Source organism: Rhodoferax sp. (assembly GCF_037143375.1).
In the GTDB taxonomy this organism is placed as follows: Bacteria; Pseudomonadota; Gammaproteobacteria; order Burkholderiales; family Burkholderiaceae_C; genus Rhodoferax.
The window spans coordinates 16,193-28,724 of the sequence record NZ_JBAWYV010000037.1 but is presented as its reverse complement, the minus strand read 5'-3'; the positions used below and the strand labels follow the sequence as shown (position 1 = coordinate 28,724).

The 12,532-nt window shown below is 55.8% G+C and carries 11 protein-coding genes; 3 read left to right on the top strand and 8 right to left on the bottom strand.

From position 1 onward, the window contains the following. Positions 1-293: pilus assembly protein PilM (gene pilM / locus WCG50_RS08095; RefSeq protein ID WP_336899082.1), on the bottom strand; the 293-nt coding region annotated here is incomplete at its 3' end. Positions 294-624: 331 nt separating this feature from the next. Here pilM and WCG50_RS08090 point away from each other — a divergent pair. After that, a complete protein-coding gene (locus WCG50_RS08090) occupies positions 625-2,949 on the top strand; it encodes a penicillin-binding protein 1A (protein ID WP_336899084.1) in 2,325 nt (774 codons plus the stop codon). Here the strand turns inward: WCG50_RS08090 and cyaY are convergent. Then, entirely contained in the window at positions 2,939-3,268 is a 330-nt protein-coding gene (gene cyaY / locus WCG50_RS08085) for an iron donor protein CyaY (protein WP_336899081.1), read from the bottom strand. The genes WCG50_RS08090 and cyaY overlap by 11 nt on opposite strands. Positions 3,269-3,478: 210 nt before the next feature. Here cyaY and lysA point away from each other — a divergent pair, with 210 nt between their 5' ends. Beyond that, positions 3,479-4,762 carry a diaminopimelate decarboxylase gene (lysA, locus tag WCG50_RS08080; RefSeq protein ID WP_336899080.1) on the top strand — a complete coding sequence of 428 codons (1,284 nt, stop codon included), beginning with the start codon at positions 3,479-3,481 and terminating at the stop codon, positions 4,760-4,762. 43 nt (positions 4,763-4,805) lie between these two features. On the opposite strand, the gene WCG50_RS08075 is transcribed toward lysA, so the two are convergent. The 5 genes from WCG50_RS08075 to WCG50_RS08055 all read right to left on the bottom strand — a co-directional run bounded on the left by WCG50_RS08075 (position 4,806) and on the right by WCG50_RS08055 (position 10,772). Then, positions 4,806-5,411 carry a protein-methionine-sulfoxide reductase heme-binding subunit MsrQ gene (locus tag WCG50_RS08075; protein ID WP_336899079.1) on the bottom strand — a complete coding sequence of 202 codons (606 nt, stop codon included), beginning with the start codon at positions 5,409-5,411 and terminating at the stop codon, positions 4,806-4,808. A 38-nt stretch (positions 5,412-5,449) separates the two neighbouring features. Continuing rightward, positions 5,450-6,451, bottom strand: a complete 1,002-nt coding sequence (gene msrP / locus WCG50_RS08070) for a protein-methionine-sulfoxide reductase catalytic subunit MsrP (protein ID WP_336899078.1) — start codon at positions 6,449-6,451, stop codon at positions 5,450-5,452. A gap of 57 nt (positions 6,452-6,508) precedes the next feature. After that, positions 6,509-7,846 carry a c-type cytochrome biogenesis protein CcsB gene (gene ccsB, locus WCG50_RS08065; RefSeq protein ID WP_336899077.1) on the bottom strand — a complete coding sequence of 446 codons (1,338 nt, stop codon included), beginning with the start codon at positions 7,844-7,846 and terminating at the stop codon, positions 6,509-6,511. Position 7,847: 1 nt separating this feature from the next. After that, a complete protein-coding gene (locus tag WCG50_RS08060; protein ID WP_336899076.1) occupies positions 7,848-9,977 on the bottom strand; it encodes a cytochrome c biogenesis protein ResB in 2,130 nt (709 codons plus the stop codon). Between the two features lie 129 nt (positions 9,978-10,106). After that, entirely contained in the window at positions 10,107-10,772 is a 666-nt protein-coding gene (locus tag WCG50_RS08055; protein ID WP_336899075.1) for a c-type cytochrome, read from the bottom strand. A gap of 77 nt (positions 10,773-10,849) precedes the next feature. Between WCG50_RS08055 and yihA the strand changes: the two genes are divergently transcribed. Then, positions 10,850-11,557, top strand: coding sequence for a ribosome biogenesis GTP-binding protein YihA/YsxC (gene yihA / locus WCG50_RS08050; RefSeq protein WP_336899074.1), 708 nt, complete (start codon positions 10,850-10,852; stop codon positions 11,555-11,557). A gap of 95 nt (positions 11,558-11,652) precedes the next feature. Here yihA and WCG50_RS08045 read toward each other — a convergent pair whose 3' ends face one another. After that, the gene (locus tag WCG50_RS08045) at positions 11,653-12,519 is read right to left on the bottom strand and encodes a lipid A biosynthesis acyltransferase (protein WP_336899083.1); all 867 of its coding nucleotides are present in this window, start codon (positions 12,517-12,519) and stop codon (positions 11,653-11,655) included. Between the last annotated feature and the right edge of the window lie 13 nt (positions 12,520-12,532).

Below are 12,532 nucleotides of genomic sequence, written 5' to 3'. Positions count from 1 at the left end.
AGAATAATTTTCTTGGTGATGACCGCTGAAGGCGGAAGCGCCATGGCCACGTTTTTGGTTTTTGTTCCGCTTTTCTTCACCAGACGTCGCACGGCTTCAGCAACTTCATCGAATTTTTCGATGTTGCCATCAGAAATCCAACCCCGTTCAAGCGGCTCAATAGCGCAACGCTCCAGCACCAGATTGCCTGCTTTATCTTGACCCAGCTCAACCAGTTTGACACTTGAAGAACTGATGTCCAGACCCAGCATGGGCGCAGGTTGCCGACTAAATAAAGACCCCAAAGAGACCAAAACTATCCCCTGAAACAGGCCAATCCGAGATCAGCGAAACTTAACAAGTTACATCAATGCTATCAGCAAGCCCTTTGTCCTGCAAAGGATTTTCACTAACACGAAATAACAATCGTTGCCAATAGCTGACGTTTTGTGTGCGGTTGTAACGCAACTTAAAACCACACTTTAGAAAAGTGTTGCAGCCAACAATGACGGATACTACCTTGCCAAATCAGTGAAATCATCATTTTTATAATGACAGTGCGTTTCTTCGAAGTTTTTTATGCCCTCTAAATCACCCATGAATGACTCTAATCATTCAAAACCCACCAATCAACCCGCCAAGCCCATGAATTGGTTCCTGCGAATTGCGCTTTGGGGAAGCGGTTTGGCCTTGGCTGGCGTTATTTCTGTCTTGATCGTTATTGCGTTGGCGTTGGCCGTGGCGTTCCCGAATCTTCCCGATATCACTGACCTCTCCGACTATCGCCCCAAGCTCCCGTTGCGCGTCTTTTCATCCGAAGGGACTTTGATTGGTGAGTTTGGCGAAGAACGCCGCCACCTGACGCCCATCAAAGAAATCCCAAAGATCATGACAAACGCGGTCTTGGCCATTGAAGACTCACGGTTTTACGAGCACGGCGGTGTCGACTACAAAGGTGTTTTACGGGCAGCGCTGGCCAACTTGGGGCGTGTCAAAAGCCAAGGGGCTTCCACCATCACCATGCAAGTGGCACGCAACGTTTATCTCTCTTCAGAAAAAACTTTTACCCGCAAGATTTATGAAATTCTGCTGACCTTCAAGCTGGAACACATGCTGACCAAGGATCAGATTCTTGAAATCTACATGAATCAGATTTTTCTGGGCAACCGCGCCTACGGGTTTGCTGCTGCCTCTGAGGCGTATTTCGACAAGCCTTTGAAAGACATCTCGATTGCCGAAGCGGCCATGTTGGCAGGTCTGCCGAAAGCACCCTCGGCCTACAACCCCATCGTCAATCCAAAACGCGCCCGAGTCAGACAACTTCACATCATTGAGCGCATGCTTGAAAACGGATTTATTACCGCTGAGCAGGCGGCAACCGCCAAAAATGAAGAGTTAAAAGTGAAATCAAGTTCTGACAATACCAAAGTGCATGCCGAGTACGTGGCCGAGACGGTTCGTCAATTGATGTACGCGCAGTATGGCGATGAAACCTACACCCGCGGCCTGAACGTTTACACAACGCTACGGGCGGCCGATCAGGAGGTTGCTTATAAGGCGTTGCGCCGCGGCATCATGGACTTTGAGCGCCGTCAGATTTACCGCGGTCCCGAAGAGTTCGTCACCTTGCCCAATACGCCTCAAGAACTGGAAGATGCCATTGATGAAGCTTTGGGCGAACACCCCGACAACGGCGATGTGATGGCGGCCATGGTGCTTGAAGCAGACCCAAAAAGAATCAAGGCGGTTCGACTGAACGGCGAAACCCTTGAAATCACCGGCGAAGGCTTGAAACCGGCGCAATCGGGTCTGACAGACAAGGCACAGCCCAACATCAAGATTCGCCGCGGGGCCATCATCCGGGTTTCCAAGACGCCCAAAAACACCTGGGAAATCACCCAGTTACCCGAGGTTGAAGGTGCTTTTGTGGCGCTCGACCCCCGCGATGGCTCCATCAAGGCACTGGTGGGCGGATTTGACTTTGAAAAAAACAAGTTCAACCACGTTACACAGGCTTGGCGTCAACCGGGCTCAAGCTTCAAGCCGTTTATTTACTCCGCGGCCTTGGAGAAAGGCTTCACGCCCGCTACGGTCATCAACGATGCCCCCCTGTTTTTTGACGCAGGTGTCACGGGGGGTCAGCCTTGGGAACCCAAAAATTACGACGGGAAGTTTGAAGGCCCCATGACCATGCGCCGGGGTCTGGCCAAATCCAAAAACATGATTTCCATTCGCATCCTGCAAGCCGTCGGGGCTCAAAATGCGCAGGAATGGATCACTCGTTTTGGTTTTGATGCCGACAAGCACCCGGCCTACCTAACCATGGCGCTGGGCGCCGGGTCGGTCACGCCGATGCAGATGGTGTCGGCCTACTCGGTCTTTGCCAACGGCGGCTTTCGGATCAATCCGTGGCTGATTTCCAAGGTAACCGAGCAAAAAGGCAAGGTGCTGGTTGAAACCCAGGCGCCGGTGCTCGACGAGTCCTTGCGCGCGATTGATGCCCGCAATGCCTTCATCATGGAGAGCTTGCTGCAAGAAGTGACGCGTTCCGGAACCGCAGCCTCCGCTCAAGCGGCTTTAAAACGACCTGATTTGTACGGAAAAACCGGCACCACCAACGACTCAATGGATGCCTGGTTTGCCGGATTTCAACCCACGCTGGCAGCGGTCACCTGGATCGGTTACGACACGCCCCGCAAGCTGGGTGACCGTGAAACCGGCGGCGGCTTGAGCCTGCCGGTATGGATCCGGTTCATGGAAAACGCCTTGAAAAACGTGCCGGTCATGGAACCCAGCGCCCCTGAAGGCGTGGTCAACTCAGGTGGCGAGTGGTTTTATGACGAATACGTCAAAGGCGCTGGCGTGAGCAGCGTCGGGTTGGAGGACAAGGCCAGTGCCAACGGCGCTGGTGTGCAAACTTTGCCACCGGCTGATGAGAAAAAGAAAATTCTCGACTTGTTTAAAAATTAAAAACCAGCGGGCAGCCCGCCTGCTCGCTGGCGTAACGCGACAAGCTTGAGAAAAACTCCCCTTGGCCCTTGGTATCCGTCCATTGCTTGCTATCAAACTTGTAGTGATAACCGCCCGATTTAGCCGCCAGCCAAATTTCATGCAATGGCTTTTGCAGGTTGATGACGATCTGACTCCGGTTTGAAAACACCAGTGTGACCATGCCCCCGGTGCGTTGGTTGTCAATATCAGCCAGATTTTGATCATTGATGCGGTCACAACTCGCCTCGACGGCTTTGAGAAGAAGCTCAGCCTGGTCCATGAATTCGGAGTCGTTCATTACAATTTCACCTATGTTTAGATTTTGTCAAATTTTAGTCAGTCCGTTTGTCCTTGGCCTTTGTACGGTGAGCCTGTCAGGCTGTGGCCAGCAAGGCCCGCTGTACTTGCCCACAGAACCTGCTGCCGCCCAGCGAGCCACCTTGCCTGAGACACTGCTGCCGCTCAAGGCTTCAAAAAAATCAGCCCCTGCCACCACGACTACGCCCCCATGAACTCACCTCACAATCTTCCCGGCCAACCCCAACTTGCTTACCGGGGCAATGAACTTTTCTGTGAAGACATTCGGCTCAGCGACTTGGCCAAGGAACACGGCACGCCCCTTTTTGTGTATTCCAAAGGCGCCATGTTGTCCGCACTGGCCGCTTATCAGCGCGGCTTTGCCGGGCGCACCGTTCAGATTTGTTACGCCATGAAGGCTAACTCGTCGCTGGGCGTGATTCAGGTATTTGCCGAAGCAGGCTGCGGTTTTGACGTGGTCTCCGCCGGGGAATTACAACGCGTGCTGGCAGCCAGTGGGCCCGCCGAAAAAATCATCTTCTCGGGTGTCGGCAAGACCCGCTCGGAAATGCGCGCCGCCTTGCAAGCCGGCATTGGCTGCTTCAACGTCGAGAGCGAAGCCGAGTTGGAGGTCTTGAGTGACGTGGCCTTGTCCATGAACGTCAAAGCCCCGGTCAGCATTCGCGTCAACCCCAACGTCGACCCCAAAACCCACCCCTACATTTCAACCGGCCTCAAAGGCAGCAAGTTTGGCGTGGCCCACGAACGCGTGGTGCAAACCTACCAGCGCGCCGCCGCCTTGCCCGGCATTCAAGTCAAAGGCATTGATTGCCACATTGGCTCGCAAATCACTGAAGTGGCACCCTATCTGGACGCCGTTGACCGCATGCTCGACCTAGTGGAAGCGATTGAGGCCGCGGGCATTCCCATCCACCACATCGATTTTGGCGGTGGACTCGGCATCAACTACAACGGCGACACCCCGCCCAGCGCCGATGACCTGTGGGACAAGATGCTCGCCAAATTGGACGGACGTGGGTTTGGCCAGCGCCACCTGATGATTGAGCCGGGCCGCTCGCTGGTCGGCAATGCGGGCGTCTGCCTCTCTGAGGTGCTTTACCTCAAACCCGGCGAGCAGAAGAATTTTTGCATCATCGACGCGGCCATGAACGACTTGCCGCGCCCGGCCATGTACCAGGCCTATCACCAGATCGTGCCCGTGTGCACGCGCACTGCTGCGCCTGCGACCTACGATGTGGTGGGACCGGTGTGCGAGAGTGGCGACTGGATTGGCCACGACCGTGCGTTGGCCGTGCAGCAAGGCGATTTACTGGCGGTGTTGTCTGCGGGTGCGTATTGCATGAGCATGGCCAGCAACTACAACTCTCGGGGGCGTGCCCCTGAGATTTTGGTGGATGGGGCGCAAACGCATGTGATCCGGCAGCGTGAAACGGTGGCAGAACAGATGCGGTACGAGTCTTTGGTCACACGCTAAACAGCTACTATTTTAATAGCTTCTTGCGCTTATAGCACGAGGGCTAGAGCCTGTTTTTCCTTATAAACCGAATAAGACGCCAGCCCAGCAACGAACCCAATATCGCCGCATAAACAGCGACTTCAGCAAAGTTGTTTTTGCCGGCCCGCATCCAGAAAAAGTGCAGCACGGCCAAGCCTGCCACGACATAGACCAACTTGTGCACCCCCTGCCAGCGCTTGCCGCCCAGTGCCTTGATGGCCCGATTGAACGAGGTCAAGGCCAGCGGCGTGAGCAGCATAAAAGCCGTGAACCCGACCAAAATGAACGGCCGCTTGGCGATGTCTTTGGCAATATCGGCCACCTCAAAACCCATGTCAAAGCCGCTGTAACTCAGTAAGTGGATGCAACCGTAAAAATAGACAAACAAGCCCAGCATGCGCCGAAATCGGGCCAACGCAGGCGTGCCGCTGATGACACGCAGTGGCGTTATCGCCAGCACCAGACACAGAAAACGCAGGGTCCAGTCGCCTGTGGCACGAATCAGGGCTTCTGCCGGATTGGCGCCGAGTTGCTGCGTGATGGCAGCGTAAAGCAACCAGCAAAAAGGCAACAAAGACAGGCCGAACACCAGCGGTTTGGCGAAACGGTTCAGCAGCAGTGAATTCATTTGAACCCCGATGGGCCGTGGCATGACTAGGGTTGACATCAGAAGAACTTCTTCAAGTCCATGCCGGCGTAAAGCTGCCCCACTTGCGCCTCATAGCCGTTGAACATCAGGGTCTTGCGCTTCTTGGCAAACAAGCCGTCTTCGCCTATGCGCCGCTCGGTCGCCTGGCTCCAGCGCGGGTGGTCCACGTTCGGGTTGACGTTGGAAAAGAAACCATACTCCGAGGCCGCCGCCTTGTTCCAGGCGGTGGCGGGTTGCTTGTCGGTAAAGCGGATTTTGACCAGGCTCTTGCCACTTTTGAACCCATACTTCCAGGGCACCACCAAGCGCACCGGCGCACCGCTCTGGTTGGGCAGGACCTCGCCGTACATGCCAAAACTCAGCAGAGTCAACGGGTTCATGGCCTCGTCCAGGCGCAGACCTTCAACATACGGCCATTCCAGCACCCGAGAACCCACAAACGGCATGGTTTTTGGGTCGGCCTGGGTCACGAACTCCACATACTTCGCGCTACCCAGCGGCTCCACCCGCTTGATCAACTCACTGAGCGAATAGCCCACCCACGGGATCACCATCGACCAGCCCTCGACGCAACGCAGGCGGTAAATTCGCTCCTCTTGCGCACTGAGCTTGAGCAAGTCTTCCAGCGTGTACTTGGCGGGCTTCTTGACCAGACCTTCAATCTCGACTGTCCACGGAGTGGTCTTCAGGCTGTGGGCATTTTTGGCAGGATCAGCCTTGTCGGTGCCGAATTCGTAGAAGTTGTTGTAGCTGCTGGCGTCTTTGTACTCGGTGAGCTTTTCCATCGTGATGGCACCCGGCAAGATCGAGCGCGCACCGGGCAACGCAGCCCCTTTGCCCGGCCTTGGCGTGGCGCCTTGCGCATGGGCTTCGCGTGTGGCCCAAGTGCTGAGTGCGGCACCGGCCACGCCGCTGGCCATCAGCTTGATGAGATCGCGGCGTCCGGCATAAACAGTTGGCGACGTGATGTCGCTGGAAGTGGGGTGACTAAAGCCGTCGTGGCTGGTTTTGATAAGCATGGTGCTGTCCTCGGTTAGGGTTTAGTCGCGGGACGGCGTCTGTTCTTACAAAAATAACTACAAAGTTCCGTAGCTGTGCAAACCGCTCAAGAACATGTTGACGCCAATGAACGCAAAACTGGTCACCGCCAAGCCCGACAGCGCCCACCACGCAGACACCGTGCCGCGCAGTCCCTTCATCAGGCGCATGTGCAACCAGGCAGCGTAGTTGAGCCAGACAATCAGGGCCCAGGTCTCCTTGGGGTCCCAGCTCCAGTAACCGCCCCACGCCTCGGCGGCCCAGAGCGCACCCAGCACGGTGGCAATGGTGAAGAAAGCAAAGCCCACGGCGATGGATTTGTACATCAGGTCGTCAAGAATCTCGAACGAAGGCAGTTTGGACGCAATCTGGCGCCGCCCGAACAAGATACCCCCGACCACCAGCGACGAAATGCCAAAGTACACCGCCCAGTAGTCGCTCAGCCCCGTGGCCGCCGATTTGCGAAACACAAAAGGCTCAAAACACAGCACCAGACCCAAGGCAGCCAAAGGCGCCAACTTGTACCAGCGCGCCTCGCCCGCCTGCTGCTTGATCAGGTAGGCAAAGGCCACCATGGCCGCCAGCGCGAACGTGCCATAGCCAATAAAGTTGGCAGGCACGTGCAGTTTCATCCACCAACTTTTGAGCGCGGGCACCAAGGGTTGTATTTCATGGGCACCGCGCACCAGCGTGTACCAAAGCAAGAAGCCCACGGCAGCGCTGACCACCAGCATGACAAAGGCACCCAGCGCACGGGTTTTGTAATGTTCTTCAAAGTACAAATAAAAGGCCGCCGTCATCCAGCAAAACATCACGAACACTTCGTACAGGTTGCTCACCGGGATGTGACCAATGTCGGCCCCGAGTAAATAGCTCTCGTACCAGCGAACCATCGTGCCAATCAGCGCCATGCCGACCGCCACCCATAACAGCCGCGAAGCGACCAGCGCGATGGCATCGCCCTGCCCTTTGGCAAACAGACCGACCCAGTAAAAGATGGTGCTCATGAAGAACAACATGCTCATCCACAGGATGGCCGACTGGCTTGACAAGAAGTATTTAAGCCAGAACACAGTCTCGGCATTGGCCAACGTACCCTGGTAAGACACCACCCCGAGCAATGAAAACCCAGCAACAGCGAGCATCAGCGTGCGCAAAGGCCGCCAGAACCAGCCCAGCATGATGGCGCTCGGCAGGGAGGCCAACAAAATGCCTTTTTCGTAGACGTCCATGGCCGCGTTGTAACGCGAAAAGGCAAACCATCCGCCCAACAGGACCACGGCCGCAAACAGCCAGTCAAACCAGTTGCGCTGGCTGAAATAACCTTCATTCAGACTCAATGTCGTCGTTGGTAACGTCGTCGAAGCGGTGTTCATTTCATTCGTCCTTGATGCCCATGAGCTTGAATTTCAGTTGCTCAAATTCGTGATCGCCATCCAGCGTCTTGCGGTTCGTCGACAGGGCCAATGTCGCTGTGCTTTGGTCTCCTTGCGGCGCCAGCCACACCCAGAGACGCCGCTCGCGGATGTAAAGCATGGCAAACACACCCAGAATCAGCAAGGCGCAGCCAAGATACACAATTTTCTTGCCAGGCGCCCGCGTCACCTGGAAGACACTGGCTTGCACCTGGGTAAAGTCACTCAGCTGCAACACCATGGGTGCGGAATAAGCCTGCGCATCACTCAGCGCCATGACCGCTTGGGTCATGAAGGCCTGCGTTTTCTCACCGGTATCGAAAGGTGGCAACCCGGCGCGTTCGCGACTGAGTTGCGCCAGTTCGAACAAGACGCCATTGAGAATCCGGATCAAGACATCGCCTGCCTTGGCACGTTCGGCTTCAGGTACTTTGACTTCCAGAAAATCAGAAATTGCTTGCAATCCCCCGTTGGCCTGGCCGTCTTTGCCCGCATCGGCGCCGGCAAACAAAGCCAGCGCGTGGGTCGTCGAGGCCGTCAGGGGCATGACCAAGTCCGACCGATGGGTGACCACCGAATGCGCGACATAGCGCTTCACCGCCAACTCACGCGTCGACGGGTCAGACAAGGCGCCTCGCAACCGAATGAACTCGTCCAGCGTCCCTTTTTCGTCAGCGGGCACACGCAAATACCGAAAGGGTTCTGCCGGTGAATCCCGTTGCCCCAACAAAAACACCGAACTGCCCTCGCCCAGGTCCACGGGCTGCATGAAGTTCTGGTACTCGCGGGCCTGACCTGCTGCATCGCGCAATTTGTAGGTGATGCTGGGGCCAATGTTGTGCAACATTTTTTTCGCATCGGCCTTGTTGGCAGCACCCAGACTGGCATGGAGAGATTCGCGCAAGTCAACCTTGCGCACGTCGACAGAGGTGCTGGCATTGTCAGCAAAATTCTCGACATTGATCACCCGCAAGCCGGTGTACTCCAGGGTCAACTTGTCATTGCCGTTGGTCAACTGGGAGGTGCCACCGATCACCCCCTCGATCTCAAAGGGCTTCGTGGCTGCATTCATCGGCAACGCTTTGAGCTTGACCCGCGAGCCACCGTCATCAAAACTCGACTGAAAAATCTCCACGCCTTTGTAGGCGGCAGGATGGTTAACTTCCACGCGTGCTGGTATTTTTTCACCGGTTTGAAGGTCGTGAATCACGATGTCACTGGCAAACAACTTGGGCATGCCGGTGGAGTAATACTCAACGATAAATTTTTTCAATTCGACCGAAAACGGCAAATCCTGCAACAGGATGCCATCCGACTGACTGAGCACCGCCGTGCTGGACTGCATTCCTTCGTTGACTACCAAATTACCTCGAAAGGTAGGGTTGCGCTCACTCAGACGGTGCTCTGGTTTGACATCGGCGACCAGACCGCCGCCGCTGAACACCGTTTTGCCGTTGAACCACATTTGCGCGCGAACGATCAAATCGCCATCCAGCAGTCCCCCTACGCACACCAACACGATGGCACTGTGGGCCGCGAGATAACCGATTTTGTTGAAGGTGCCGACTCGGGCCGCCACCATCCAGCCACTTTGACCTACGTTGTCACCCATGAGCTCGCGCTGTTGCAATTTAACTTTCCAGCCGCCACCTACCAACATCTGCCCGATGCGCCGGGCGGCCGCCTCTGGCGACTCATTCAACACCGTTTCAGCCCGGTGGCCAAAAGCCTTGAGGCTCTGCACCCGGATGTTTTCTTTGTAGGTTCTGAGATCAGTAATGATTTTGGGTGTATTGCGAACGATACAGAGCGAGGTACTGGTCACCAAAAAAGCCAGTATCAGCAAGAACCACCAGGCGCTGTAAACCGAATACAGACCGACCACCCCAAACACCTCAGCCCAGAAAGGGCCGAATTGATTGACGTAGTTGTTGATGGGCTCGTGCTGCTTGAGCACGGTGCCGATCACCGACGCGATGCAAATCAGCGTCAGCAAAGAGATCGAGAACCGCATGGAAGACAGCAACTCGATGGCAGCGCGCCAACGGGGCGATCCGGTTTTTAGCGCCAAACCTTGCGTGGTGTCGGTCATTAAAGAAGTTTCGTTAACTCAAAAAAAAGGGCAGACCATTGTTGAAATGGACCGCCCAGATTGGTGTTGGTTGCAAGTATTTAGTTCAGTCCATGACCCCATGGACTGACTTGCACGCCAGCGCTGAATTTAACGCAGGCCAGCGACGTAATCAGAAACCGCCTTGATTTCGCGGTCATTCAACTTGGCGGCAACGCCCGTCATCTGCAGGCTGTTGTTGCGCACACCATCACGGAACGCTGTCAATTGGGCCACAGCGTAGTCAGCGTGCTGACCGCTCAAGCGCGGATATTGGGCAGGAATCCCTGCGCCATTGGGGCTATGGCAACCGGCACAAGCGGGTATCTGGCGGTCGGCAATGCCACCGCGGTAGATGCGCTCACCCAAAGAAACCAGTTCTTTTTCTTTGGCCGCACCGGGGGTAGAGACCTTGGTGCTAACCCAGTAAGCAATGTTTTTCATGTCGTCATCGCTCAGCGCAGCGGCCATGCCCATCATGATGGGGTTGGCACGCTTGCCAGCTTTGAACTCTTGCAATTGCTTGACCAAGTACTCAGGGTGTTGCTGCGCAAGCTTGGGATTGATGGAAATAACTGAATTGCCATCAGGCGCATGACAGGCGGCACAGACCGCAACAAAACTGGCCTCGCCTTTGGCCAGATCGGGCTTGGCAGCTTTTACAGGTTCCGCTTTTGCCTCCGCAGGGGCTGCAGCCGGCTTGGCCTCTTGAGCAAGTGTTGGTAAAGCAGTAACCGCCAAGGAGGCAGCAAGCATAAGTGAGGTGAGCAACTTCATATTTTGAATGTCGTGTCTGGTGGCCAAAAACAGCGTGCATTCTACAATGCAGCTTCGGGTTTCTTCCCCTTTAATTAATGACTACCAACATAAACCCTCAGACTTTGCCTACTCAGCCACTCTCACCAGAGGCGGCCGCCAAGGCGGCTACCAACGTTGCATTGGGCTGGCTGCACACGGCAAAATTTTTAACAACAGCCCCCCAGCTGCACTTTTTGCCCGCTCTGGACGTTCCAGAAATTGCTTTTGTGGGCCGCTCCAATGCCGGCAAATCCACCTGCATCAACACACTGACGCAGCAAAAACAACTGGCGTTTGCCTCCAAACGGCCCGGCCGTACCCAGCACATCAACCTGTTTTCACTGGGCAAACAAGGCGTGATGGATGCCGTGCTGACCGATTTGCCAGGTTATGGCTATGCGGCGGTGCCCAAAGCGGACAAAATTCGCTGGCAGCAAGTGATGGCCAACTACCTGGTCACGCGTGAAAACCTGAAAGCCATTGTTTTGATGTGCGACCCGCGCCACGGCATGACGGAACTGGATGAAATCTTGTTGGATGTGGTGCGCCCCCGCGTGGAAGAAGGCCTCAAATTTCTGGTGGTGTTGACCAAGGCCGACAAGTTAAACCGCGCCGAGCAAACCAAGGCGTTGTCGATCATGAAACTGCAGGCCGGCGGCGGCGAAGTCAGGTTGTTTTCGGCCCCGAAACGCCAGGGCATTGATGAAGTCGCCCTGCTTCTGTGGCAATGGGCGCACCCGGCCGAGAAAAAATCCAGCGTTTAAATGCTGGCGGTTAAATTGAAACTGTTAAATTCGCTTCGAAAATAATAGCTACTCGCGCAGGTAATACGGGGGCCAGAGGCCTAAAACGTATAAATTTAGTACACGCCCGGCACGCCTGCGGGCCGGTCCTTGAACCGCTTGTGGACCCAGAAATACTGGTCGGGCATGGTGTCTATGTACGACTGCAAGCGCTGATTCATGAGCGTGGTGTCGGCCACCAGATCATCGGATGGAAACCCTTGCCAAGCGGGCATCACCTCCACCGCATACCCGGTGGGCGTCATGCGGGTGATGACAGGCACCACCTTGGCACGACCGAGCTTGGCAAAGCGCGACAAGCTCGGCACCGTGGCCGCTGAAACGCCATAAAACGGGACAAACACCGAGTCTTCCACCCCGAAGTTCATATCGGGCAGCAAATACAACGGATCTCCTGAACGCAGCGCAGCCACGATGGTTTTAACGCCCTCGACCCGACCAAACAGCCGGATTTGCCCAAAACGCTGGCGTCCCGCCAGAATCCAGGCATCCATGACCTTGTTGGCCTGGTCGGTGTAAATGGTGGTGAAGTGACGCGGTAGTTGCTGCGTCAAGGCGGTCCAACCCGCATCCAGACCGACGAAATGCGGGGCAAATATCACCACCGATTCCAATCCTTGAAGCTCACTCACAGCACCAGTCAGCTGCAGGCGCCCACGTACCACGTCAGGCGCGCCGTGCCAAAGCCAACCGCGGTCCAGCCAGGCTTGTGCGAAATGAATAAAGGTCTGAAACACCAACCCCCGAATCTGGCGCGGGGTCTTATCCGGAAAACACAGGCGCAAATTGGTCGTGGCGACCCGGCGCCGTGGCACCACCACCCCATAAAGCACACAACCCAGCAGCCAGCCCAGCGCACGCACCCACGCCAAAGGCAGACGCCCCAACCACTGCATGAGAACAATGACGCTGCGACTCAGCATGCCAACAGCCGCT